The 24,851-nt window shown below is 62.9% G+C and carries 24 protein-coding genes; 18 read left to right on the top strand and 6 right to left on the bottom strand.

Translation table 11 applies throughout. From position 1 onward, the window contains the following. Positions 1–4 precede the first annotated feature (4 nt). From ACO08C_RS01835 to ACO08C_RS01825, 3 genes are read left to right on the top strand one after another with little or no spacing between them, the layout of a single operon-like run. Positions 5–427 (top strand): MarR family winged helix-turn-helix transcriptional regulator, encoded by a 423-nt coding sequence (locus tag ACO08C_RS01835; RefSeq protein ID WP_421787024.1) that lies wholly within the window; start codon positions 5–7, stop codon positions 425–427. After that, positions 424–1,875, top strand: coding sequence for a pyridoxal phosphate-dependent decarboxylase family protein (locus tag ACO08C_RS01830; RefSeq protein ID WP_421787022.1), 1,452 nt, complete (start codon positions 424–426; stop codon positions 1,873–1,875). Before ACO08C_RS01835 ends, ACO08C_RS01830 begins: the two co-directional genes overlap by 4 nt. 50 nt (positions 1,876–1,925) lie before the next feature. Further along, positions 1,926–2,741, top strand: coding sequence for a Coq4 family protein (locus tag ACO08C_RS01825; protein WP_421787020.1), 816 nt, complete (start codon positions 1,926–1,928; stop codon positions 2,739–2,741). A 5-nt stretch (positions 2,742–2,746) separates the two neighbouring features. Here ACO08C_RS01825 and ACO08C_RS01820 read toward each other — a convergent pair whose 3' ends face one another. Then, entirely contained in the window at positions 2,747–4,495 is a 1,749-nt protein-coding gene (locus ACO08C_RS01820; RefSeq protein WP_421787019.1) for a caspase family protein, read from the bottom strand. 148 nt (positions 4,496–4,643) lie between these two features. Between ACO08C_RS01820 and guaB the strand changes: the two genes are divergently transcribed. The 4 genes from guaB (at position 4,644) to ACO08C_RS01800 (ending at position 9,348) form a co-directional block, all read left to right on the top strand. Next, the gene (gene guaB / locus ACO08C_RS01815) at positions 4,644–6,113 is read left to right on the top strand and encodes an IMP dehydrogenase (RefSeq protein WP_421787018.1); all 1,470 of its coding nucleotides are present in this window, start codon (positions 4,644–4,646) and stop codon (positions 6,111–6,113) included. Positions 6,114–6,229: 116 nt separating this feature from the next. Beyond that, positions 6,230–7,537: an RsmB/NOP family class I SAM-dependent RNA methyltransferase gene (locus tag ACO08C_RS01810; RefSeq protein ID WP_421787016.1), complete on the top strand. Its 1,308-nt coding sequence runs from the start codon at positions 6,230–6,232 to the stop codon at positions 7,535–7,537. 63 nt (positions 7,538–7,600) lie between these two features. Further along, positions 7,601–8,683, top strand: a complete 1,083-nt coding sequence (locus ACO08C_RS01805) for an acyltransferase family protein (RefSeq protein WP_421787014.1) — start codon at positions 7,601–7,603, stop codon at positions 8,681–8,683. A 20-nt stretch (positions 8,684–8,703) separates the two neighbouring features. After that, entirely contained in the window at positions 8,704–9,348 is a 645-nt protein-coding gene (locus ACO08C_RS01800) for a hypothetical protein (protein WP_421787012.1), read from the top strand. A 70-nt stretch (positions 9,349–9,418) separates the two neighbouring features. Here ACO08C_RS01800 and ACO08C_RS01795 read toward each other — a convergent pair whose 3' ends face one another. Further along, positions 9,419–10,108, bottom strand: coding sequence for a hypothetical protein (locus tag ACO08C_RS01795; RefSeq protein WP_421787010.1), 690 nt, complete (start codon positions 10,106–10,108; stop codon positions 9,419–9,421). A 512-nt stretch (positions 10,109–10,620) separates the two neighbouring features. On the opposite strand from ACO08C_RS01795, the gene guaA reads away from it, so the two are divergent. Next, positions 10,621–12,201 (top strand): glutamine-hydrolyzing GMP synthase, encoded by a 1,581-nt coding sequence (gene guaA / locus ACO08C_RS01790; RefSeq protein ID WP_421787008.1) that lies wholly within the window; start codon positions 10,621–10,623, stop codon positions 12,199–12,201. Positions 12,202–12,205: 4 nt separating this feature from the next. Continuing rightward, positions 12,206–12,406: a SlyX family protein gene (locus tag ACO08C_RS01785; RefSeq protein WP_421787006.1), complete on the top strand. Its 201-nt coding sequence runs from the start codon at positions 12,206–12,208 to the stop codon at positions 12,404–12,406. Between the two features lie 959 nt (positions 12,407–13,365). Here ACO08C_RS01785 and ACO08C_RS01780 read toward each other — a convergent pair. After that, positions 13,366–13,659 carry a GIY-YIG nuclease family protein gene (locus ACO08C_RS01780; RefSeq protein WP_421787005.1) on the bottom strand — a complete coding sequence of 98 codons (294 nt, stop codon included), beginning with the start codon at positions 13,657–13,659 and terminating at the stop codon, positions 13,366–13,368. Positions 13,660–13,844: 185 nt separating this feature from the next. Here ACO08C_RS01780 and ACO08C_RS01775 point away from each other — a divergent pair, with 185 nt between their 5' ends. The 3 genes from ACO08C_RS01775 to ACO08C_RS01765 are packed head-to-tail and all read left to right on the top strand — an operon-like array spanning position 13,845 to position 15,174. Beyond that, entirely contained in the window at positions 13,845–14,324 is a 480-nt protein-coding gene (locus ACO08C_RS01775) for a VOC family protein (RefSeq protein WP_421787004.1), read from the top strand. Positions 14,325–14,345: 21 nt separating this feature from the next. Continuing rightward, positions 14,346–14,702, top strand: coding sequence for a DUF1428 domain-containing protein (locus ACO08C_RS01770; protein ID WP_421787003.1), 357 nt, complete (start codon positions 14,346–14,348; stop codon positions 14,700–14,702). Between the two features lie 4 nt (positions 14,703–14,706). After that, entirely contained in the window at positions 14,707–15,174 is a 468-nt protein-coding gene (locus ACO08C_RS01765) for an SRPBCC domain-containing protein (protein WP_421787002.1), read from the top strand. Here the strand turns inward: ACO08C_RS01765 and ACO08C_RS01760 are convergent. Then, positions 15,171–16,040 (bottom strand): LysR substrate-binding domain-containing protein, encoded by an 870-nt coding sequence (locus ACO08C_RS01760; protein ID WP_421787000.1) that lies wholly within the window; start codon positions 16,038–16,040, stop codon positions 15,171–15,173. The two genes, ACO08C_RS01765 and ACO08C_RS01760, sit on opposite strands and share 4 nt — an antisense overlap. Before the next feature lie 208 nt (positions 16,041–16,248). On the opposite strand from ACO08C_RS01760, the gene ACO08C_RS01755 reads away from it, so the two are divergent. After that, positions 16,249–17,622: an NADP-dependent isocitrate dehydrogenase gene (locus ACO08C_RS01755; RefSeq protein WP_421788749.1), complete on the top strand. Its 1,374-nt coding sequence runs from the start codon at positions 16,249–16,251 to the stop codon at positions 17,620–17,622. Positions 17,623–17,625: 3 nt separating this feature from the next. On the opposite strand, the gene ACO08C_RS01750 is transcribed toward ACO08C_RS01755, so the two are convergent. Further along, on the bottom strand, positions 17,626–19,122 hold the full coding sequence (locus ACO08C_RS01750; RefSeq protein ID WP_421786998.1) for a LytTR family DNA-binding domain-containing protein: 1,497 nt from the start codon (positions 19,120–19,122) through the stop codon (positions 17,626–17,628). Between the two features lie 133 nt (positions 19,123–19,255). Here ACO08C_RS01750 and ACO08C_RS01745 point away from each other — a divergent pair, with 133 nt between their 5' ends. Then, entirely contained in the window at positions 19,256–20,683 is a 1,428-nt protein-coding gene (locus ACO08C_RS01745; RefSeq protein ID WP_421786996.1) for an alpha/beta fold hydrolase, read from the top strand. Here ACO08C_RS01745 and ACO08C_RS01740 read toward each other — a convergent pair. Beyond that, positions 20,680–22,584, bottom strand: coding sequence for an AsmA family protein (locus ACO08C_RS01740; protein WP_421786994.1), 1,905 nt, complete (start codon positions 22,582–22,584; stop codon positions 20,680–20,682). The two genes, ACO08C_RS01745 and ACO08C_RS01740, sit on opposite strands and share 4 nt — an antisense overlap. 214 nt (positions 22,585–22,798) lie before the next feature. Here ACO08C_RS01740 and ACO08C_RS01735 point away from each other — a divergent pair, with 214 nt between their 5' ends. The 4 genes from ACO08C_RS01735 to ACO08C_RS01720 all read left to right on the top strand — a co-directional run bounded on the left by ACO08C_RS01735 (position 22,799) and on the right by ACO08C_RS01720 (position 24,762). Continuing rightward, on the top strand, positions 22,799–23,404 hold the full coding sequence (locus tag ACO08C_RS01735) for an SH3 domain-containing protein (RefSeq protein ID WP_421786992.1): 606 nt from the start codon (positions 22,799–22,801) through the stop codon (positions 23,402–23,404). 90 nt (positions 23,405–23,494) lie between these two features. Further along, the gene (locus ACO08C_RS01730; protein ID WP_421786990.1) at positions 23,495–23,911 is read left to right on the top strand and encodes a hypothetical protein; all 417 of its coding nucleotides are present in this window, start codon (positions 23,495–23,497) and stop codon (positions 23,909–23,911) included. Positions 23,912–23,917: 6 nt separating this feature from the next. Continuing rightward, entirely contained in the window at positions 23,918–24,448 is a 531-nt protein-coding gene (locus ACO08C_RS01725) for an RNA polymerase sigma factor (RefSeq protein WP_421786988.1), read from the top strand. Further along, positions 24,445–24,762: a hypothetical protein gene (locus ACO08C_RS01720; protein WP_421786986.1), complete on the top strand. Its 318-nt coding sequence runs from the start codon at positions 24,445–24,447 to the stop codon at positions 24,760–24,762. Before ACO08C_RS01725 ends, ACO08C_RS01720 begins: the two co-directional genes overlap by 4 nt. The last annotated feature ends 89 nt before the right edge of the window (positions 24,763–24,851 follow it).

The following is a 24,851-nucleotide window of genomic DNA, read 5'->3' as shown; positions in this document are numbered from 1 at the left end:
GCGCGTGGAAATACCTTGTGCCTGCACCACGGTCCGAAAAGCCAATCGCGCCCTGTTCCGCTTTTATGAAGCGGCGCTCGAGGGCAGCGGCCTGACGATCACTCAGTTTTCCATCCTCCGCGCCCTGTCGCGGAACGGACCCACGCCGCTGACCGCGCTCGCCGATGAGCTGGTGATGGAGCGAACGTCCTTGTACCGGACCATCGCGCCGCTTCAGGCCTCCGGCGCGATCGAGATCAAGGCCGGAGGCCGGGGACGCGAGAAGGTCGCGGCGCTGACGGCACAAGGCGAAGCGAGGATCGCCGCGGCATTGCCGGCCTGGGAAACCGCCCAGTCCAGAGTGGTCTCGGCCATCGGCGCGCAGCGCTGGGCGGAGATGTCGGCGCTTTTGCTGGACATTCCCGAAATGCTGGAGACGCGGCCATGAGCGAGACGCTGGACCCCGAGAACTGGGATGAGGTCCGCGCCAGCGGGCACAGAATGCTCGGCGAGATGATCGATTATCTCGCCAGCGTTGACACGCGCCCGGCCTGGCGGACGGTGCCGGAGGCGACCCGCGCTGCGCTCGACGAGTCCGTACCGCGTCATGGCGAGGCGCTGGACGCGGTCTTCGAACAATTCCGCAACCACATATTGCCTTATCCGACCGGCAATCTGCATCCCGGCTTCTTCGGCTGGGTGATGGGCAATGGCACGGCAACCGGCATGCTCGCCGACATGCTGGCATCCGGCATGAATGCGCATGTCGCCGGCTATGACCAATCGGCCGCGATTGTCGAGCGTCAGGTGATAGGCTGGCTGGCGGAGCTCGTCGGCTATCCCTCCGATGCCTCAGGTCTTCTGGTGACCGGCGGGACCATGGCCAATCTCAACGGGCTGGCGGTCGCGCGTCATGAAACATGCGGTTTCGATATCCGCGAACGGGGCTTGCAGGGCAGGGATATCCCGCGCCTGCGCATTTACGGCAGCACCGAGACCCACAGCTGGATCTACAAGGCGTGCGAACTCATGGGCATGGGCCGCAGCGCTTTCCGCGCCATCCCGGTCAATGACCGGTTCGAGATCGATCTGGCGGCCTGCCGGGACGCCATTAAACGCGACATCGCGGCGGGCGACCGGCCCATTTGTCTCATCGGCACGGCCGGCACGGTGAATACCGGGGCGATCGATGATTTCGCGGGACTCAGGTCGCTGGCCGATGAATTCGGTTTGTGGCTGCACATAGATGGTGCCTTCGGCTCGCTGGCCGCATGGAATGACGAGGCGCGGCCGCTGGTCGCGGCGCAGAACCTCTCGGATTCCATCGCCTTCGACCTGCATAAATGGGGCTATATGCCCTATGATGTCGGCTGCGTTCTGACCCGTTCGGCCAGCGCACAGGACAACGCTTTCGCCCAATCCGCCTCGTATCTGAGCGCGACCGCGCGCGGCCCCGCCGTGGGCACAACCTATTTCGCCGACAAGGGGGTGCAATTGTCGCGCAGCTTCCGCGCGCTGAAGGTCTGGATGTCGATGAAAGAGCAGGGGGTGAACCGGATCGGCCGCATTATCGGCCAGAATATCCGGCAGGCCCGCTATCTCGCCGATCGCATCGCGGAACAGGACGATCTGGAGCTCCTGGCACCGGTTTCATTGAACATTGTGTGCCTGCGCTACGTGCCGGAAACGGTAGCAGCCGCCGATCTCGATGCGCTCAACACTGAAATCCTGCTCCGGGTGCAGGAGAGCGGCGAAGCGCTCCCGTCGCATACGAGGATCAACGGAAAATTCGCGATCCGGGTCTGTATTTCCAACCACCGCACAACGAATGCCACGCTCGACGCGCTGATCTGGCAGATCCGCCAAATCGGAGCCGGGCTCGCCGCCGCCTCTTGACGCTTTTGTAAACACTGTTCACTTTTATGGCGTCAGAGAGGTTTGACGCCATGCCCGACGGCCAGAAAGTGGACGAAACAGCTCCGGTGGATCAGAGCCGTAGTGCGGCGCCGTCCGGCTTCCCGCCGGCCTATCCGATCCGGCCAATGGCGGCCTGGAAAGCCTTCCGCGGCCTGGTGCGCAACCGCGAAGACACGCGCTATGTCTTCGCCTTCTTCGAGGCCGTGAACGGGCGCTCCTACGAGCGTTTCTACACCCGCTTTGCCGCCTCCGAATACGGTCAGCGCGTTATTGCCGACCCCAAGCATATCGGCCGCATCCTGATGGACCGCGAGACTCTGGAAAGCCACGGGCCGGGCACGTTTGCCGCGGCCTATCTGCATTATCTCGACACCGAGAACCTTCATCCCGAAGGCGTTTACGAGGCCAATTGGCAGAACGCGCCCGAGCGCATGCAATCACTCAAGGACAACTGGCCGCATCTTTATGCCATGTCCTACATGATGAATCTGACGCACGACCTTTATCACGTGCTGACCGGTTATGGCCGCGATCCGCTGGGAGAAGCGCTACTCCTCCTGTTTTCCGGCATCCAGACCGGCGGGCGCGGACCGGTCTGGCTCGGCCGCATGGCCGGCCTGCGCATCCGCCAGGAAATCCCGTCCTGGCCGGTGGGCCGGATGATGACGGAAGCCAAGCGCCTGGCGCAAGACGCCGCGCACTTCCCGACCACCGATTTGACGGCCCTTCTGCCGCTATCGCTCGACGCGGCGCGCCGCCGCCTGAATGTTGGCCGCCCGGCGCTCTATCTCGAAACGCTGGCGGGCTGGGAGGGCGAGATGCCCGTGGCCGTGCAGGGCGCCTGACGCGGTTAGGTGCGCCAGGGGATCGGCGCATCCAGCTGCGCTGACGGCCCAAGAATGGCCGGTTGCTGGTCATAGCCCAGGCGCGAGATTTGTTGGCCCGCCAGGTCGACCAATTCCCGGAACGAGATATCCGCCTGCCGGGCTTCGCGCCGCAATATGCTGGCGAGGCTGTAGGTGAAAGCGCCATAGCTGGTCACGCCATGGCGGTATTCATAGGCGAATTCCTCCTCGCGGCAGGATTCGATGATCATCGGCAGATAGGGGCCGATCGGTCCGTCCCGGCGCTTTTGCAGCGCGTCATAATCCTTTTGATCCATGCCCCGCAAAAGGCTGGCGCGGCCGAGCCGGGCTGTGGCGTGGTTCTTGCCGAAATAGGCTTGTTGCACGGACTGCTTGCGGGCGAAGCCCTTATTGAGCGGCTGGAAGTCCCGCTCTACCCACATTTCGCTTTCCAGATCCCATTTCAGCGCCCGGTGACGGATATCGTCGGGCGGCGAGATGCCGCGTTTCTTGGCCCTCGCATCGCGGTGCAGGCCGCCGGAATGGCAACAGTCGAAAATCAGGGCGAGGCTGAGATCATAGGGGAGCTGGCTATAGAATTGCGAGATCTCGCGATCGGTGATGCCGCTGTCTTCGCTCCAGTCGAAATCCCACGGCACCAGGCATTCCAGCATGTGATCCGGTTCGCCTTGCGGCCCATATTCCGCCATCTGGGCGCCGTGCCCGCTGAAATAGAAGATCCGCTCGTCCCCGGGCAGCGGATCTTCGACCAGCCAGTCCATACGATCCAGAATGCCGTCGCGGGTCGCCCGGTGGTCGAGGCAGACGCGGATGTCATCGGCTTCGAATCCGCATTCCTGCAGCACCGAACTCATCAGGAAGACGTCGTTGACACAGCCGTCCAACCGGGCGTCGGGATTGGGATAGTCATTGATCCCGATCAGTAGGGCCCGGCGTTTCCGGCCGCTGCGCAGGGTCCGCCGTGTCGATACTGCCAGCGGCGCATGCAGCGGCGCGTCCAGCTTGCCCTCGTAAAGCGGCGTCCAGAATTCGGCGATCGCCGAATCATCGCCGAGATAACCGCTCGCCGAATGGTGGTTGTCGTCCTTGCTATCCCTGAATTCCGTCCAGACCTGGGTGAAATTGTCGGCATCATAAATCTCGATCGACTCGGTGAAGATCCGGTCGTTCGGATTATAAAAATTGTGCCAGGTCTTGACCGGCAGCGTGGTCAGCCGCCCCGGCGTCAGCGTGTGCTTGACGAAGTCATTATTGAGCTGTGAGCCAAAGGTCACCAGCCGCATTTCCGCGAGCTGGCCGGCCAGTGAATCCGCCTCCGGATGCAGCAGCATTTCATAGGTCACCAGCGAGCCGAGACTGTGCGCAAAGATGATGTCCGGTTGAAAGTCGCGGATTTTCTCGAAGGCGCGCGCGCGAATCTGGTCCTGGAAGGGCTTGTCCTCCAGCCACGCCACGACATAGCCCGCCGACCACCGGATTTTCTCGGTGAGGCGGCCGATAAAGCGTTGCCGGCGGAAGCGGCTGCCGAGCAGGCGCGCGGCGGCAGACAGATACTCGCCGAGGTCCAGCTCCACGTCCTCATAAATGTCGTCATAATACAGGCTATCAAAGACGAACTGGACGTCGGAGCCCGGCGGAACCGTCGATTCAATCGCGGTTTTCCATTCCTCGAACCAGTCTTCCCGCTGCTTTCCGAGCCCGTGAATGCCCAATACGCGGTAGGTCTGTGTCATCATGGCCTCCGGCGCTGTTCGCCCAGAATGACCTGTGAACATGCCACGCGCAACCATAAATCGATATGGTATCCGCGTTCACTCACCCCCTTGCCCCCGCCGCGATTCCGCATTATTCCGCCCCCGCAAGCAGCAAGGAGGATCTCCCATGGAGATTCGCGAAGGCCTCACCTTCGACGATGTGCTCTTGCAACCCGGCGCATCAGACGTTCTTCCCGGCGACGCGGACCCGCGCACCGTTATCGCGGACGGCGTCAATCTGAACATCCCGATCCTGTCCGCCGCCATGGACACCGTGACCGAAGCCCCGATGGCGATCGCCATGGCGCAGGCCGGCGGGCTGGGCGTTCTGCACCGCAATCTGACGGTCGAGCAGCAGGCCGAGGAAGTGCGCCGCGTGAAGCGCTTCGAGAGCGGCATGGTCGTCAATCCGGTGACCATCGGCCCGGAAGCGACGCTCGCCGAGCTGCAGGCGCTGATGGCGCACCACCGCGTGTCCGGCATCCCGGTGGTTGAAAACGGCGAGGGCAGGCCCGGCAAGCTCATCGGCATCATCACCAACCGCGATGTGCGTTTTGCCGACGATCCCAATGAGAAGGTGGCCAATCTCATGACCCGCGACGTTGTCACCGTGCGCGAGGGCGCCGGTGAGGACGAGGCGCGCCGCCTGCTGCACAAGCACCGCATCGAGCGCCTGCTGGTGGTTGATGACAGCCACAACTGCATCGGCCTGATCACCGTCAAGGACATGGAGAAGGCACAAACCCACCCGCTCGCCTCAAAGGATCGTCACGGACGCCTGCGCTGCGCAGCGGCGACGACGGTCGGTGATAGCGGCTTCGAGCGCGCTTTGGCGCTGATCGAGGCCGGCGTCGACGTCGTCGTGATCGATACCGCGCACGGCATGTCCGCCTCGGTGCTCGAACAGGTCCGGCGGATCAAGCGCGAGAGCAATCGCACCCGCATCATCGCCGGCAATGTCGCCACTTATGACGGCACGAAAGCGCTGATCGATGCCGGCGCCGATTGCGTCAAGATCGGCATCGGGCCGGGCTCGATCTGCACCACGCGGATTGTCGCCGGCGTCGGCGTGCCACAGCTCACGGCGATCATCGACGCCACCAAGGCACGCGAAGGCACCGACGCAAAAATCATCGCCGATGGCGGCATCAAGTATTCCGGCGATTTCGCCAAGGCGCTGGCTGCTGGGGCGGATGCGGTGATGATGGGCTCGGCGCTCGCCGGGACCGAGGACGCGCCGGGTGAGGTTTTCCTCTACAAGGGCCGTTCCTACAAATCCTATCGCGGCATGGGCTCGGTCGGCGCGATGGCGCGCGGCTCGGCCGACCGCTATTTCCAGAAGGATGTCGGCGACCAGATGAAGCTGGTGCCCGAAGGCGTGGAAGGCCAGGTGCCCTACAAGGGCCCGACCGGGCCGATCCTGCACCAGATGGTCGGCGGGCTGCGCGCCGCGATGGGCTATACCGGCGCGAAAACGCTGGCCGAATTCCGCGACAAGGCGCAATTCGTACGGATCACGAATGCGGGCCTCAAGGAGAGCCACGCGCATGACGTGACCATCACCCGCGAGGCGCCGAATTATCCGACGCCATCATAAAATTTTCCTCCCCCGCTTGCGGGGGAGGTGGCAGCGAAGCTGACGAAGGGGGCCATCGCCCCCCTCGTCCCTACGGGACACTCCCCCCGTGAACGGGGGGAGAAAAGGAAAATGCCATGAGACTGGGCGGACGCATCGCAGCCGCGATCGAAATCCTCGAGACGATCGAGACACAGCACCGTCCGGTAAAGCTGGCGGTCAAGGAATGGGGCGCCGCCCACCGCTTCGCCGGATCGGGCGACCGCGCCTTCATTTCCGGCCTGGTGATGGATGCGCTGCGCCACAAGCTTTCGCTCGCCCATGCGATGCAGGACGACAGCGCGCGCGCGCTGGCACTGGGCGTGGTCGGCCGCATCTGGGGCCAGTCCGCTGACAATCTCGCCGCGGCCTTTGCCGAGGATCAACACGCGCCGGAGCCGCCGACCGAAGCCGAGACCGCCGGCTTTGCGCGCGACATTCACGACGCCCCGGTCCATGTCCGCGGCGATTTCCCGGAATGGCTGGAGGAATCCATGCTGCGGGTCTTCGGCGAACAGGCGGCCGAGGAGGGCGCGGCCATGGCACAACGCGCGCCGGTCGATCTGCGGGTCAACGAGCTGAAATCCGATCCGGACAAGGCTCTCGCGGCCGTCATCGCGAAAATACCGGCCGCCCGTGCCGGCGCACTGGCCCGCTCCTGCATCCGCATCCCGCAGACCGATCCGACCGGCAAGTCGGCGCCGGCCGACTCGATCCCTGCCTATGGCAAGGGATGGGTCGAGGTGCAGGACGAGGGCAGCCAGATCGCCGGGCTCGCCGCCGGGGTAAAGCCGGGCGACCAGGTGCTCGACCTGTGCGCCGGGGCGGGCGGAAAGACGCTGGAACTCGCCGCGATGACGGGCAATACCGGCCAGATCCATGCCTGGGACATTGACTGGCGCCGCCTGCGCGCCATCTGGCCGCGCTTGCAACGGGCGGGCGTCCGGAACGTGCAGGTCCATGACGGGCCGGAGGAGGAGCTCGCCGAGCTGGAAGGCAAGATGGATGTCGTTTTCGTCGATGCGCCGTGCACCGGGACGGGCACCTGGCGGCGGCGGCCAGATGCGAAATGGCGCGTCAGCGAAAAAGCCCTGAATCAACGCCTTCAGGAACAGGACGAAGTGCTTGATACCGCTGCGAAATACGTCAAGCCGGGCGGGCGGCTCGTCTATGTGACCTGCTCGATCTTGCCGGAAGAAAACAGCGACCGCGTCGAAGCCTTTCTGGCGCGCGACCGCGGCTTCAATCAGCTCGAAACACTCGAGGAATTAAAGCGCTCCGGCGGGCTCGCGGACGGCGCTGTGGAAACGCTAAAGGCTTGTGAAGCACACGGTGGCGCGTTGCAGCTCTCGCCGCGCCGCAGCGCCACGGACGGCTTTTTCATTGCGGTGATGCAGCGCGCCTGATTTGGCCCGTCTTTTGCTGAGGACCGCCTGTTCAACAGAGGCGCGTCCCGGCGCGGCACACCCATGTCCCAGCATCGCCATCAGGGCGTCGACACGCTGCGCGGGCTGGCCTGCCTGCTGTTGGTCGCGCTGCACACCATTGGCGAGGCACCGGAACACGGCCTGCGCGTCGCGGACGATCATCCGCTCGCGGTCTTCGCCGCCCTGTTTTTCCATCTGCGTATGCCGCTCTTCGCGATGCTTTCGGGCTTTGTCTATGGCTACCGGCCTGTCGAACCCGGTCAGCGCCTGGCCTTTCTCGGCGGCAAGCTGGGCCGGCTCGGCCTGCCCTACCTGTTTGCCGCGACGGCCTTCCTGGCGGTCAACATCGTGCTGGGCGGACCTCATGCGCTGCCGCTAACCGGCATCAATGAAGCTTATCTCCTGCCCTACGCGCAATTCTGGTTTCTGCAGGCCTTGTTCCTGATCTTTCTGATCCTGGCCATGGCCGACACGCTTTTTCCGCGCGCGCCGTTTGCGGTCGCTGCCGCCCTTTTCATCGTTTCCGCCATCGCCTTCCTGTCGCCCTTCGGGCGGGGAATCGAATGGCTCTCATTCGATCGCATGCTCTACCTGCTGCCGTTTTTCGCCTTCGGCCTGGCGCTCAACCGGATGCGCCCGGCGGTACCGCGCACCCTGATCGCCGTCCTGCTGGGCGGCGCGCTGATCCTGATGACACTTTACGCGCTGGACGTGTTCGCCGATCCGCATCGCGACATACCGCGGCGGACCGCCATCGCCCTCGCGCTTGGCACCGTGCTTGGCGGTTCGCTGTTGGTTGTGACGCTGCGTTTTGATCCACTGGCCCGGATCGGCCGCTTCTCCTTCACCATCTTTCTTTATCACCTCTTCGTCGTCGAAGCCCTGCAATGGCTGTATGCCTCGGCGGGCCGTCCTCCCGCCTATGTCGGCCTGGCGATGGGCGTGACCGCCGGCATTGTATGCCCGATCGTCTTTCATCTGGTGGTGCTCCGGCTGGGTCACTGGCCGGCGCGCATCGCACTGGGCCTCGACGCGCGCGCGAGGCGGGAAACACCTGCCACCGTGCCATGGCCCGGCAAAAACACCGGGTCCGAGGCGACGGCTTCACGGCTGGCCAAACCGTAATTTCGGCGCAATCTGCGGCCATGGAAAAACGCCTCTCCTACGCCGCGCTGGAAAAGCTGGGCCGGGTGCGCCTGTCGCCGAATTTCTTCTTCCGCGATTTTCTCTATTCCGAGATTGCCAACTATCACGGCATTCCCAATCTGCCGCATCATCCCGATCTCGCCATCGAAGCGGCCCGCGGCCTGTGCATGCACCTGCTCGAACCGCTGACCGCGGCCTTCGGCAAAATCTCAATCCGCTCGGCCTACCGCGCGCCCGAGGTCAATGCCTACGGCAACAAGCACGGCCTCAACTGCGCCGCCAACGCCGCCAATCACGGCCGCCACATCTTCGATTATCGCGACGCGGATGGCGCGCTCGGTGCCATGGCGACCATTGTCATCAATCGCTGGGCGGACGAGATCGAGGCCGGGGCGGACTGGCGCGGCATGGCCTGGTTCATCCACGATCATCTGCCCTATTCGCGCCTGTGGTTTTACCCGCAACTCGGCGCCTTCAATCTGGGCTGGTCGGAGAAGCCCGAACGCCGCATCGACAGCTATGTCGCGCCCAAGGGCTGCCTCACCAAGCCCGGCATGGACAATTTCGATGGTGATCACGCGGCAGCGTATGGCGCGCCATTCTTCGATGGCGCGGCGGAGCGGGTAGGGGCGGTGTTGGAGTAAACTTCCACGTCATCCCCGCGAAAGCGGGAATGCAATGAATTTCCTCCCCCGTTCACAGGGAAGGTGAATTTCAATCTGTATCAGTTGAACTGCGATATGTATTGGCATAGCCGACCCTTATCGCATCTAGGTAGCTTGAAAATTCGTCAATATCTATTTCGTCGACCGCAGCAATCATCATTCGATGACTGGCAACAGCTGGATTCACAACCTTATACTGAAAAGCCTTTCCGTCGGCGTGAGCTATCATCGTATCGCGGAGTTGTAGAGCGCGATCAACAAAGGCTGAAAAATTATCAGCGTGTTCTCGCGAGAGGCCTTCTTGGATGATCTTGTTCATTTCTGAACGGTTCTTATTTCTGTCGTTCTTTCTAGTGTATTTATCATCTCCGTATCCAGAATGAAATATTTGGCAGAAAATTACCAGCGCAAGAGATTTGAGATAGCTTTGAGATAAACTCAGTTCGGCTGGTTCTAAGACATCACTTGGAAACAATTTTTTATACTCGAAAATTTGGGATGTTTTCAAAATTCCAGGTTGTTTTTGTGGATGATTATCCAAAAAATCCTTGAATCGACGAGAATCGGCTTCGCTATAATTCGACATTATTTCGCTTTTTGAAACGTATTCAAAACGTCTTATTAAGTTAATAATTGTGATGCATTCATATATAGCGCTATTAATTAACCCTCTTCTTCCGTCTGATAAGGTGTTTTTGGCCGAATTTGTATTAGTATGGCGCGCCTCTTTTTTCCGCATTTGAGAATCCCTCTGTTGTAAATCTACTCAAAAAATTACTCGATTTATGCAGCCGACGCCTCACGATTCGCAAACGCTGTATTCCGTGTCGCGGCAACTTCGTGTTCGGCACGACGGAGCGTTTTTTTCGGCAAACGGGAGATAAGGGAAGAGAGGGCCAGGGCGGTTTTTGATGGCTGACCAATGAAGAACGTCATCCCCGCGAAAGCGGGGACCCAGAGCAGCGGCGACGCCTGTAAATTCAGGCGCGCAATCTGCGCGGCAATGACGCTGGCGGCTGGTTGGCTCAGGGCGTGCCGATTTCAAGGGCGCAACTGGGTCCCTGCTTTCGCAGGGATGACGAAATGGGTTGCGAATGATGCTCCCGACACGCCTTCGGCGCGCCCCGGGATGACGAATGAAGTTGCGGTTGGGCCTCAAGACGTGCCCGCCCCGCGTCCCGAAATGAAAAGGGGCCGGATTTCTGAATCACCAGACTCGCGTTTCCCGCTAAACCGCGCTATCCGCTCGCCATGACGGACCTCTCCCAAGATCTTCCAAAGCATCACGAACGTGTCCTGGTCGTCGATTTCGGCTCCCAGGTGACCCAGCTCATCGCCCGGCGCCTGCGCGAAAGCGGCGTCTATTGCGAGGTCCATCCCTACAACCGTGCGACCGGCGATTTCATCCGCGAGTTTGAGCCGCGCGCCGTCATCCTCTCCGGCTCGCCGCACTCCACGCATTGGGACAATTCCCCGCGCGCCGACGACACGGTGTTCGAGCTCGGCGTGCCGGTGCTCGGCATCTGCTATGGCGAGCAGACCATGGTCGCCCAGCTCGGCGGCTCGGTCGAGGAGAGCGATGAGCGCGAGTTTGGCCGCGCCGACATCCAGCTCGTCGCCGAGAGCCCGCTGTTCGCCGGGTTCGGCGGGATCGGCCATGAAGAGCGCGTCTGGATGAGCCATGGCGACCGCGTTGCGGCCTTGCCCGAGGGCTTCCACGTCATCGCGGCGACGCGCAATGCGCCCTTTGCGGCAATCGCCGACGAGGGAAGGCAATTCTACGGCGTGCAATTCCACCCGGAAGTCGTGCACACACCGCGCGGCGCGCTGCTATTGCGCAACTTTACCCACCACATCGCCGGACTGACCGGCGACTGGACGATGGCCGCCTTCCGCGAGGAGGCGATGGCCAAAATCCGCGACCAGGTCGGCTCTGGCCGCGTGATCTGCGGCCTCTCCGGCGGCGTCGACAGCGCGGTAGCGGCCAAGCTGATCCATGAAGCGATCGGCGACCAGCTGACCTGCGTCTTCGTCGATACCGGCCTGATGCGCCATCGCGAGGCGGAGGAGGTCGTCGGCCTGTTCCGCGACACATTCAACATCCCGCTTGTCCATGCCGACGAGGAAGACCTCTTCCTGGGTGAGCTTGAGGGCGTCACCGACCCGGAGAAAAAACGCAAGATCATCGGCAAGCTCTTCATCGACGTGTTCGAGAAGCACGCGAAGGAAGCCGGCGGCGCCGATTTCCTCGCCCAGGGCACGCTCTATCCCGATGTCATCGAGAGCGTGTCCTTCGATGGCGGGCCGTCGGTGACGATCAAATCCCATCACAATGTCGGCGGCCTGCCCGAGCGCATGAAGATGAAGCTCGTCGAGCCGCTGCGCGAACTCTTCAAGGACGAGGTGAGGGCGCTCGGCCGCGAGCTCGGCCTGCCCGAAGCGTTCGTGGGCCGCCATCCCTTCCCGGGGCCGGGCCTCGGCATCCGCATCCCCGGCGCGGTCTCCAAGGAGAAGGCTGATATCCTGCGCAAGGCCGACGCGATCTATATCGAGGAAATCCGCAAGGCAGGGCTCTACGACACGATCTGGCAGGCTTTCGCCGTGCTCTTACCGGTGCAGACCGTCGGCGTGATGGGCGATGCCCGCACCTATGACCATGTCCTGGCGCTACGCGCCGTCACCTCGGTGGACGGCATGACGGCGGACTATTTCCCCTTCGACCACGACTTCCTCGGCCGCACCGCGACCCGCATCATCAACGAGGTACGCGGCGTCAACCGCGTCGTCTATGACGTGACGAGCAAGCCGCCGGGCACGATTGAGTGGGAGTAGGGGAGTGACCACCTCCCGCCTCGACGCCCTGGAAATGCTCGCCGCCGAGCAGCAGCGGACGATTGACGAGCTCTCCGAGGTGATGATGCACCAGCAGCGCGAGATCGAGCGGCTGAAGACGCGGCTCGAAGCTTCGGACGACCGCATCGCCGAGCTGGAATCCGGCCTGCCCGCGCCGGGAAACGAGAAACCGCCGCATTATTGAAATCGGCTTTCATATCCAAAATTTCCGTCTTCCTCCGGCTTGACCGGAGGATCTCGAATGGGCTGAGGCCCTCCGGTCAAGCCGGAGGGAGGCGGGTTCTCTTTTGATCGTCACGCCGCATGTCACAGCTTCCTCCCCCGCTTGCGGGGGAGGGGGACCACGGAGTGGTGGAGGGGGCGAATCGCACTTGCCATGCCCCCCTCGTCGCTTCGCGACACTCCCCCCGTAAACGGGGGGAGAAATCGCTTTGCTGGTCGATGCAGAGCAGCCAACCACCTCATCCTGAGGTGCTCGCGTCAGCGAGCCTCGAAGGATTGGAGGATCTCCAACGGCATGAGGCCCTCCGGTCAAGCCGGAGGGAGGCGAGACGGGTAGGTCGTTGGCGCGATGTTTCCCCTCCCCCTTGTGGGGAGGGGTAGGGGTGGGGGTTTCAGCGCTACGGTTTGCCAATCACCCCACCCTGACGGCTTCGCCGTCTTCCCTCCCCATCAAGGGGAGGGGAAGGCCCTGCAGTGCGGGGTTCGACGCTGGCTTGCCCCACTGTCAGGGGGCCAGGCGCGACACTCCCCCCGCAAGCAGGGGGAGAAATCAAACACATTTCGTCTTGCAATCCTTGCCAGGATTTTTTCGGCGCCCGGTTTTCAGGTCAAGGGCGCGGACGCGCCGCTGCGCGGTTTTACCCTCGAGCTGAAAACCGGGCGGCGCGAAAGACTGGCCGGCATGGAATGTAAGGCGGGGAAGGCCCTGCGTGGTTTGAGGCATTCCTTGCGGAAAGCACCTCACCATGAGGTCTGAATAACCACGTCATCCCTGCGAAAGCAGGGACCCAGTTGCGCCATCTCCATGGGCACGCCTTGCGCCAGCTAGCCGCCTTCCTCACCGCTGCGCAGATTGCGCGCCGGTCTCTAAAGCGTCACTGACGTTCTGGGTCCCTGCTTTCGCAGGGATGACGTGGGTTCTCAATTGTAGGGAATGTCTGCGGTCACATCGCGCCAATCGGGATTGAATTGCTCGATCAAATGGATTTTCCACGCCCGTTTCCATTTCTTCAGGCGTTTTTCCCGCGCAATGGCTTCGGTGATTTCCTCGAACAACTCGAAATGAACCAGGCGTGTGACGTTGTATTTTCGCGTAAATTTCGACGCACGGCCCTCGCGATGGGCGTGAATGCGCGCTGCCAGATTGGTCGTGATCCCGATGTAGAGCGTGCCGTTCCGGCGGCTCGCGAGAATGTAGACGCAGGGGATTTTCATGAATCAATTATAGGTTGCTGTATGTGGCTTGTCATCCCGGTGATCGGGCGCCTCACCATGAGGTCTGAATAATCCCGGCATCTCTGCTTTCGCAGGGATGACGCGGAAAGGGCCACATCGATCTCCCCCTTGCCGCCGACCGTCACCGCGCCGATACTCCGCGCCGGACGGGGGAGGAATTGACGATGAACCCGATTGCGCCCTGTTTGTGGTTCAACGGCCAGGCGGAAGACGCCGCGAACTATTACACACAGCTATTCCCCGACAGCGAAATCATCCGCATTGTGCGCGCGCCGGTCGAAAATCCCGGCAGCGATGAGGGCGCGGTGATGGTCGTCGAGTTCACGCTCAATGGTCAGGCGTTCTCGGGGCTCAATGGCGGCATGGACAACCCCTTCACCGAGGCGGTGTCTTTCACGCTGGCGACCGACACGCAGGAAGAGGCGGACAGATACTGGGACGCGCTGACCGCCGATGGCGGCGCGCCGATCGAGTGCGGCTGGTGCAAGGACCGGTTCGGCCTGCGCTGGCAGATTTATCCCAAACGCCTGCTTGACCTGTTGGCGCATGAAGATGCCGGCGTCGCTGCGCGCGCCATGCAGGCGATGATGACGATGACAAAAATCGAGATCGCCGACGTCGAAAAGGCGGCGTTCGGCGGATAAGCCCAAAAAGGGGAGGACGACATGCCCTATGTCGACGGTTTCGTGATCGCGGTGCCGACTGCGAACAAGGCGGCCTACCGCAAGGTGGCCGAGATGATGGTGCCGGTGTTCAAGGATTTCGGCGCCACCCAGATTGTCGAGTGCTGGGGCGATGACGTCCCGGACGGCGAGGTCACCTCCTTTCCGATGGCGGTGAAGGCCAAGAAGGACGAGACCGTGGTGTTTTCCTGGATCGTCTGGCCCGACAAGGCGACGCGCGACGCTGCCTATCCGGCCTTCATGGAGGATGAGCGCCTGAAAGACCTCGGCCCGGACAAGATGCCGTTCGACGGCAAGCGCATGATCCTCGGCGGATTCGAGATGATGGTGGAAGGCTGACGCCATGACGGCACAAGGGGTGAGGGCAAAGCAGGCGCTCGACATCGCGCGGGTCGTCAACGCGCCCGTCAACACCGTGTTCGAGGCCTGGAGCGAGGCGAAGCACGTCCGCCACTGGTTCTGCCCGGACCAGTTCACCATTCCCGAGGCCGAGATCGATTTCCGCGAGGGCGGCCAATCACGCGTCTGCATGCGCGGGCCGGACGGGACGGATCACGTCTCGGAGGGTATCTACCGGGAGATTGTCGCGCCTTCCTTGATTGTCACGGAAAGCCATATCGATATCGCGCCCGGCCAGCGCTTCTTCTCCGCGCTGACAACGGCCCGCTTCGATCCGGACGGTGAGGGCACACGGATCGCGGTGACGCAGGAATACACGCTGTACACTCCGGAAGCGGAGGCCGCCATTGCGGGCGCGCCCGAGGGCTGGCGGCAGACACTGGACAAGCTGGAGGCTTATCTGGCGCGCTAGCTGTCCGTCGGTCCGTGCTCCAACTCCCGGATGATGACTTCCCGCAGCCTTTCGGCCGCGCGCGGCAAAGACGGCGCCTCGATTAGCGCCATCTCCGTATCGTGAAGGTCGGGCAATCCGCTTTCCTCGCTGTCCAGCAGGGTCAGGTCTGACGGCACCATTTCCTTGGGCAAGACGCTGACGCCGAGGCCCGCCCGTACGGCGGCGTGGGTGCCGGCCAGCGAGGTGCAGGTATAGGCGATCCGCCAGCGCCGTCCGGCGCGATCAAGCGCCTGTGTCGCGCGGCCGCGATAGACGCAGGGGGCAGGCGACACGACGAGCGGCAGCATCTGGCTCTGCGCCACGCTTTCGCCCGCGCCGACCCAGACCAGCGGTTCGCGCCAGACGCGCCGGCCGGCCACACCGCTGCCCGGCTCGCGCTTGACCAGCGCCAGGTCGAGCCCGCCGGCATCGAAGCGCTTGATCAGATCGAGCGTCAGTTCGCAGATCACTTCGAGCACGACGCCCGGATGGCTCTGGGCAAAGCGCGACAATACGCCGGGCAGGTGCGAGGTGGCGAAATCCTCCGGCGCACCCAGCCGCACGACGCCGGTCAGCTCCTGCCGGTCGAACCGGTTGGCCAGATCGTCATGCAGGGCGAGGATTTTCCGCGCCTGTTCGAGGAGCGCCTCGCCTTCATTGGTCGGCCGGACGAGATGCGGGCTGCGATCCAGCAATTGGACGCCGAGCCGCTCTTCCAGCCGCTTGATCTGCAAAGACACAGCCGACTGGCCACGGCCGAGCCGCTTTGCAGCAGCGCTGAAACCCTGATGGTCAACGACCGCCACGAAGGCGCGCAGGAGGTCGGGATGAACGGCGTGAGGCATGATTGACGTTTGTAATGACAAAGTTTGCGACTATCAATTTCCATAATGCATCAAGCCTCCCTATATCGCGCTTCACATCCCCGAAACGTCAGGACAGGAGGCGGCGATGAACGCGCCCACAAAGACACAGGAATTCACCGGTCAGCTGCAAGCCGCGCCGAGCCCGCGCGTCACGGTTGCGTTTGGCGACGGCATCGGCCCGGAAATCATGCGCGCCGCGCTCGACGTGCTGGTCGCCGGTGGCGCGCAATTCGAGATCGAGCCGATCGACATTGGCGAGAAGGTCTACACTTCCGGGATCAGCGCCGGCATCACGCCGGACGCCTGGGACAGCCTGCGGCGCACCCGCGTCTTCTTCAAGGCGCCGATCACCACGCCGCAGGGCGGCGGTTATAAGAGCCTCAATGTCACCGTGCGCAAGACGCTGGGCCTGTTCGCCAATGTGCGTCCGTGCACGGCCTATGCGCCCTTCATCGCGACGCGCCATCCGGGCATGGATGTCGTCATCGTGCGCGAGAATGAGGAAGACCTCTATGCCGGTATCGAGCACCGCCAGACCGATGAAGTCTATCAGTGCCTGAAGCTGATCACCCGGCCCGGCTGCGAGAAGATTGTCCGCTACGCCTTCGAATATGCGCGTGCCTATGGCCGCAGCAAGGTGACCTGCATGGTCAAGGACAACATCATGAAGCTGACCGACGGTCTGTTCCGGAAGGTTTTCGACGAGGTCGCGGCCGAATATCCGGACATCGAGGCCGAGCACTACATCATCGATATCGGCACGGCGCGACTGGCCGACCAGCCGGAACGCTTTGACGTCATCGTCACGCCCAATCTCTATGGCGACATCATTTCCGACGTCGCTGCCGAGATTGCCGGATCTGTCGGCATGGGTGCCTCGGCCAATGTCGGCGAGAGCTGCGCCATGTTCGAGGCGATCCACGGTTCGGCACCGGACATTGCCGGTCAGAACATCGCCAACCCGTCCGGCCTGATTCTCGCCGGCGTCATGATGCTGGTCCATCTCGGACAGAACGAGGCCGCCGCGCGCATCCACAATGCCTGGCTGAAAACGGTCGAGGACGGCGTCGGCACCGGCGACATGTCGCCGGAAACCGAAACCGTCGGCACCAGCGAATTTGCGGCCGCGGTCATCGCCCGCCTCGGTCAAACGCCCCGGACATTGGCCGAAGCGGCTTATGATCCCGACCAGAAGCCGATCGTGATCGAAACCCCTGAGCGTCCGGCGCCGGCCGACAAAGCGCTCGTGGGGGTGGACGTTTTCACCCATCATCGCAGCACAGCCGACAAGTTGGCCGCCCGCCTGAATGCGGTTGCCGAAGGTCCGTTCGAGCTTGTCGTGATTACCAATCGCGGCGTGAAAGTCTGGCCGCAGGGACTGCCGGAAACCTTCTGCACCGATCACTGGCGCTGCCGGTTCGAGGCGAAGGAGGCGGCTTCCACCGCCGACATTGCGCGCGTGCTCGCCAAATTCGCGGATGCCGGCATCGATGTGGTGAAGACCGAGAACCTCTACACCTTCGACGGCGAGCGCGGTTATTCGCTGGGGCAGGGCCAGTAGCGCTTAATCGCGCAGCACGCTGCGCACTTTGGGCATGATCCTCCGGCTGACCGGCAGCACAGTGCCGTCGGTCAGCTCGAGCTCGCCAACCCCGCTGGCGGCCCGCGTCAGCGTCTTCACATAGTCCGTGTTGACGATGTGCGATCGGTGGATCCGCAGGAAGGTGTCAGGCAGGCGCGTTTCTGCTTCGCTCAAGGTCAGCGAGAACAGTTCTGAGCGGCCGCCGGAGAGCGCCAGCTCGACATAATCGCCGGCGGCTTTCAGGCTGACGATCCGGTCCGCTGACAACCGGTGGATCTTGCCGGCGCTGGTCAGCTGGATCTCGCTCGGAACGTCCTTTTGCCGCGCCCGTTCCAGCGCGAGTTCGAGCCGCGATGCGCGATCGCGCTCCTCCAGCAGTGTTTGCCGCGCCCGGATCAGCGCGGCGGCCTGCTCGACCAGCAGGAAGATGATGAATCCGGCGGTCAGGTAGAAGATACCGATATCCAGCGCCAGATTCGGCCGCCAGACGAGCAGGATGACGGCCAGAAGAAAGAAGCCCGCATAGCCGATCGCCACCGGCCGGCGTTTGAACACCGCCCATACGGAAATAATCAGGCTTGCCAACAATGGCAGCAGCAGGGCGATGGCGGTTTTCGGATCGAAAGCCGGAACGATGAGCACGATGGCAAGGATCAGCACGGCATAGCCTGACCAGCCGAGCCAGCGCCATCCGGCCGAAACATCAAGGAAGCGGTGGATCGTATGCGCCAGCATCATCAGCGCCAGTCCGGCTGCACCGATCAGCACCAGAATCATCCGGATGCCGTGAAACGGGTAGGGATAGGCGTAATAGCCGCGGCTGGTTTCCGCGAGTAGCTGCAAACTGGCAAACAATGACACGGCGAGCAGGATCAAGGCGGCTTCCCGCTGATCGCTGGCGAGGGCGCGGAAGCCGAAGATCAGAATGCCCAGAATGAAGGCGCCGAGCGGAAACAGCGCTGGCAGATAGGCCTGCAATATGCGCTCTTGCGCACTCGTATAGCGTCCCATCGTCACCTGGTGCAGAGGATAGGAGAATGTGATGGGGCCGTGATGCGATGACATTTTCATCGCAATCCGGTTGAGGCCGGTCTGCAGGGCCTGGGGCGGCACGAAAAAAATCGTGTCCATCTGTCCGGGAGTTTCGCTCGCCCGGTTTATGCCCGGCGTACCATTGGAGCCCAGCGGTACACCGTTCATGAAAGCGCTCGACGAGGCGGCAGCGGACACATAGAGGCCTGTCGGCCCTTCGCGCATGACGGCCTCGGGCGACAGGTTGATGTAGAACTCCACCCAGATCATCCGCCCTTGCGGGTCAACTTCGAACAAAAGTCCTGACTCGCAAACCTCGGATTGAAAGTCGGGCGGTTCGGTTTCATCGCCCGCCGGACAGATGCGCACGAGCGGTTCTGCCAATTGGGCCGCCGCCGGGCCGCCCGCAAGCAGGAAGACGAAAACGAGGAGAACCGCGCGGATCATGGCACCAGCATAGTGCCGCTCGACCGGTTCGTCCGCCCGCTAAGCGGAATATCACTGCCGTTGGCCGGATTGTCTCCCGCGAACGGCATGTATTTGGGCAGGATGCGAAAAGTTGAACCGAGAGGCACGCCCCATGAAATGTCTGACCGCGATGATCGTCCTGCTGGCAGTGGCGGGTGCTCAAGCCCATGCCAGCGACCGCATCTTTGCCGGCGAAACGGCGATCCAGTTCGAAGCGTCAAACGGCGAAACGGCAGACGCATTCGAAGGCCGCATTACGGTTCCGGAAAATCGCTCGGACGCCCAGAGCCGGGTGATTGAGCTGGCCTATGTCCGGTTCCCGGCAACCGGTGAACAGCCCGGCAACCCCATCGTCTATCTCGCCGGCGGACCCGGCGGATCCGGTATTGCAACGGCCCGCGGGCCCCGCTTTTCGCTGTTCATGGAAATGCGGCGCCACGGCGATGTCATTGCGTTCGATCAGCGTGGCACAGGCCAGTCCACCGCCCTGCCGGACTGCGAGTCCGGCATCGTGCTGGATTCGATGACGGTGCACACGGACGAAGAGGTCGCTGACGCCTTTCGGGCCGCGGCGCGAGAGTGCCGGGAGTTCTGGTTTGGCGAAGGCGTGGATATCGCCAATTACACCACGCTCGACAGCGTCGCCGATTTAAGCGCCGTGCGCGCTCATTTCGGTGCCGAACAGATCACGCTCTGGGGAATTTCCTATGGCAGCCATCTCGCCTTGGCTGCCATCGATTGGATCCCCGATGAAATCGACCGCGCCGTGCTGGCCAGCGTAGAGGGGCTGGACCAGACAGTGAAATTGCCGGCCCGGACGGATGCCTATTTCCAGCGCCTGAAGGCGGCGATTGATACGCAACCGGCGGCCGCCGCGATCTATCCCGATCTGCCCGGGCTGATACGCCGTGTTCATGCGCGCCTCGACGAACAGCCGATGGAGACAGCGCTCGGCCTGATCCAGCGCGCCGATATGCAACAGCTGGCGTCATTCCTGATCTCCGACCCGTCGCGCGTCAGCCTGCTTGCCGCAATCTATGCCCAGCTTGACGCCGGCGAGACGGCCGTTCTGGAAGGCATGATTGCTCGCTTCGGGGGACTCGACGCTCCGATCCGTTTGCGCGCTATGCCGACAGCGATGGATGTGGCGTCCGGGATCAGCGCCGAGCGCCTGGCCCTGTTCGAAGCGCAAGCGCCGGACGGCATCATCGGCCGCTATCTCAACGCCCCGATGCCACAGCTCGCTGGCCTCTGGCCGGATCTGGATCTCGGCGATGAGTTTCGCGCCGGTCCGGTCGGCGATATCCCGGTTTTGATGTTGTCGGGCACGCTGGACGGCCGCACTTATCCGGAGAGCCAGCATCAAGCCGTGGCCGGGCTGAGCCGTGTGACCGCAGTCACCGTCGTCAATGCAGGGCATAACCTGTTCATGTCCTCGCCGGACGTTGCCGCGGCCATCCATCGCTTCATGCAAAACGAGGACGGCATACCCGCAGAAATCGTCGTCGACCTGCCGGATTTCACGGCCAGCCCGTTCTAGTCCGGCGGCGAGGCGGCCAGATTGGCGGTGGACTGGCAGGCGCTGTTTTCCGGCGGGTCGACTTCCAGCGTGGCCAGCAAGGCAGCCGCTGGACTGAGGGCAGCGCCCAGCACCACGCCGGCAAGCCCGCGCAGCGCCGTTTCACTGCCCAGCCCGATGGCTGGATCGCGCAGCGTGCCGCCGACATTTACCGGACCGCCAATCGTGCCGAGATTGAGCTGCTCGTCATTGGCTTCAAGCTCAAGGTCGAGCGTTTCATTCGCCAGATTGATACGGCCGGTGCCGCGGATGACGGTTTCGTCCGTATGCGCGAGCAGCTCATCGACCTGGGCCATTCCGTCTTCAATGCGAAAACTGGTAACCAGGCAGACCGGCTGACGCTGGTTGCTGTCCGTCGCCAACAGGCTGAGCAAATCCAGCCCGATGGCTTCCACAAAGGCCGACCGGATCTGCCCATTATCCACTGCGGCCTGCAACCGGCCATTCGCGTTCGACAGCGTGGCGCGAATGCTGTCGCCCGTTCCGCTCAGCTCCAGACGCCCATCGACCCGCCCCGACACCTGATCGTTGGGCACTAGGTTTTGAAGGCGCATGTCGTTCGACAATATGAGAATATCGCTGGCCGGCGGCGACACGCTGGCGTCGGTGGTGGAATAGAGCTCGAGGCGCCCCGGTTCGACATCGAGTGCCAGTGGCGTGAGCTGCAGCACCTGGTCTTCCAGTTCCAGTTCAAGGTCCAGCCGTCCGAGGTCATCCGATCCGAACCCGGTCACCCGTCTGGCGCTGTAGCTTAACGTCCCGTCGATGCGGGATATGCGCTCGACGGCGAGCGGGGCGTCGGGGAAAATCCTTGCGCTGCCGGCAAAGGCTTCACTGCGGGCGTCCAGCTCGGCATTGCTGGTCTCGCTGACATCCACCGGCAAGCCGATAATCGCGCCGATATCGTCGAAGTCGAGCCGTTCCGATTCGAGTTCAGCATCGAAGCGTGGCGATCCCGCCTCCCGCCGCACCATGACATCGCCGGCCAGATCGCTGTCGCCGACGCGGCCGCTCATCTCGCGCAATTCCCAGCTATCGGTTGTGCGCACCAGGCGGGTGGAAAGATTGAAAGGGGGCGTCACCGGCGCCGGAATGCCGATGAAGGCATAGGTCTCGTCGAGACTCGTGCCCGACAAATCCAACTGTCCGCCAAGGCGAATATCATCGGAAGGCCTCACATTGCCCTTGAAGCGCGCTTCCAGCGGGTCCGAGCGAACCGTTGCCGCCAGGGGATAATTCTCGAGTGAGCGGAAAATCTGAACGATGGGACCGATCCTCAGCTCTGCGGTGTAGGCGCGGCCACGCGACGTACCCGACCCGGTTAGCGCCGCCCGGTCCTCTTCGACGAATTGTTCCAGCGTGCCCTCGAAGGAAAGATCGATGCGGTCATTCCGGTAGCGGACACTTGTGTCGCGCAATGTCAGCCCGTCAATCGACAGGCTTTGCCCGCCGACGGAGCGTCCGCGCGGCCAGTTCGCCTCGCCGGACGCATTCAGATAGAGGCGCAAATCCGAGCCCTCGGCGCGCACATCGTTGAGGCTGAGACGGCCGAAGATCAGTGGCCACAGCTCGACATCGGAGGCCAAGCGGCCGATGCGGACCAAAGGCTCGCGCGTGGATTCCCATTGCGCTGGCCCGGCCGAGACATCGGTAAGGATCAGCCGCGGGCTTAAATCCCAGTCCCATCGAACGTCAAACTCACCTTCGATGGCGACTGGCCGGTTCAAGGCGGCGGAAGCGCGGTTTTCCACCGGCGCGCGCAACCAGTCCCAGCCAAACAGCCAGGCGGCAAGCACAACCAGAGCCGCCAGACCGGCGAGCAGGGCAAATAAGGTCAGGACAATGCGCGCAGCAGTTTTCATCAATCGGCGTGTGTGGCGACAGGGGATAGAACGCGCGAGAGCGCAAGCGGTTCAATTCGCGCCGATCGGGATGCGGCCGGCCCTTACAGCTCACTCAGAACATGAACTTGAATCGATACATGAAGGAGGACGCACGCCGCAGGGTTCGCGGCCTTGACCGCCGACCGCCGCGAACTGTGATAGGATTCTAAATTCAGGACCTTGGGGGAGGGACATGAATCGATTTATTTGCATCGCCACGCTACTGGTCGCGCCAGCAGCGGCGGCCCAGACACCCTATGAAACCGGGTATTTCGACGTTGCCGGTGTCGCCGAAGACGACGTCTTGAATATCCGTTCCGAACCCCATGCCGGTGCAGAAATCATCGGAACGCTCGCGCCTGATGCCCGGTGGATCGAGGTGACGGCGCAATCGGGCGAATGGGTTCAGGTGAGCAGCGGTGAACAGGCTGGCTGGGCGTCTGCCGCCTATCTGCAACGCGATGAACCGCCCACGCTGCGGCATGGCATTCCCGCCGGCTTGACCTGCGGCGGAACGGAACCGTTCTGGTTTGCGGCCATCAGCGAGAACTCGTTCGAATTCAGCGCCTTCTGGCAACAACCGGAATCTGTCTCTTATATGATCGAAGCGGCGCCGCGGGCCCGCACGATCGGCTATCCGGTCTTCCTCATGCTGGCCGGTGGCGGCGTGGCCGTCCTGGATCCGCGCTATTGTTCGGACGGGATGAGCGATATCCCCCAGGGTTGGACACTGCAGATCGTGCTGCCGGGCCAGTCGGACCGGGCGCTCGACGGCTGCTGCTCGCTTCGCCGCGATTGAAATTTTCGCAACCCGCCTGCCTCCAAATGGTAGCGCCGTGACCACTCATCTGATGCAAGGCCAAATGGCCGGTCGATTGGAGGATAAAAAATGAATGCATTCGTCGAATTATTTCAGAGCTATTGGTGGCTGCTGGTCCCGCTGGCCTTTTTCATCTTCGCGGGCTGGAACAGTTTCATGAGCTACAAGCGGACGCAGGCGAAGGTGGAACTGCTCAAGGCCTACGCAAAATCGGGCAACACACCGCCGCCCGAGCTGGTCTCGGCGCTCAACCAGAACGGCGACGCGGACGGAAATTGGCATAAGTCGGACGATGAGGGCTCTGGCGGCGGGTCGACGGCCTTCCTGGTGATCCTGTTCGGCGGCCTGGCGGGCGTTTTCACCTATGTCGGGTATTCCGGCTGGCTGGGTGACACGACGTCGATGTATTTCGTGGCCATGATCCTGGGCGTGCTGGCGGTGGCCTTCCTGTTCGGCGGCTTGTTCGGACGCCGTCGCCGCAAATAAGCCGATATGCCGGTCAGCGATGCGGATCTGGTCGCCGCTGCGCGGCGCGGACGCGATCTTGCGTTCGAACAATTGGCGGTGCGCCACAGCCCGGCCCTGCGGAGCTTTCTCCGCGGGGTCTGCCGCGATCATGCTATTGCCGATGACATGGCTCAGGACGCTCTGATCCGCGCCTGGCAGCGGCTGGACCAACTGAAGGAAGCTTCGGCGTTCAAGAGCTGGCTGTTCGGTATTGGCTGGCGTCTGGCATCGGAGGAACGGCGCGCGGCTGGCCGCCGGTTGCGGCGCGAGACCGATTGGTCTGGTGTCCAGAAACAGGCGCGCCCCGACGGCGTTGCGCCGGAAGAGGCCATGGCTCTGGAGGATGCGATGGCCGCACTGACCGCTGACCAGCGGGCCTGCATCGCGCTGTGCCTGGCCGGCAGCTGGTCGCATGCCGAAGCGGCCGCCGCACTGGACATGCCGGTGGGAACGATCAAATCTCATATCAAGCGCGGCCGCGCGAAGTTGCTGGCCGCGCTGGGAGACGAAACATGACGGCCAATGACAAGCTGACAGCGTATCTGGAAGCCGACCGGGCACCGGACTTCGATGCGGCCTTCATGGCGCGCCTCGACGAACGCATGGCGCGGATCCGTCTTTTCCAGCGCCTGCAGCGGATCGCTGCCGGAGCGATCGCGATCGCCGCCATTGGTTACGGGCTCTATGCGGCGTCGGGACCGGCCATCATTTCGGATGCGTTGGGTTTTGCCGGCGAAGTTGCGCGCATGCCGGCCCTTATGTTGACGGCGGCCATCGTTGCGGCCGGCATCTGGCTGCCGCGCTTTTTGCCGTGGCGGCTGATTCGCTAGGGTCAGGCCGCGCGGGACGGCCCGACGCATTGGCGATCCGTATCGCGTTGTGATGAGGCCCTCCGGTTAAGCCGGAGAGAGTCGAGGAA

Source organism: Hyphobacterium sp. (genome assembly GCF_965229905.1).
In the GTDB taxonomy this organism is placed as follows: Bacteria; Pseudomonadota; Alphaproteobacteria; order Caulobacterales; family Maricaulaceae; genus Hyphobacterium.
This window is presented reverse-complemented; position numbering and strand designations above follow the sequence as displayed.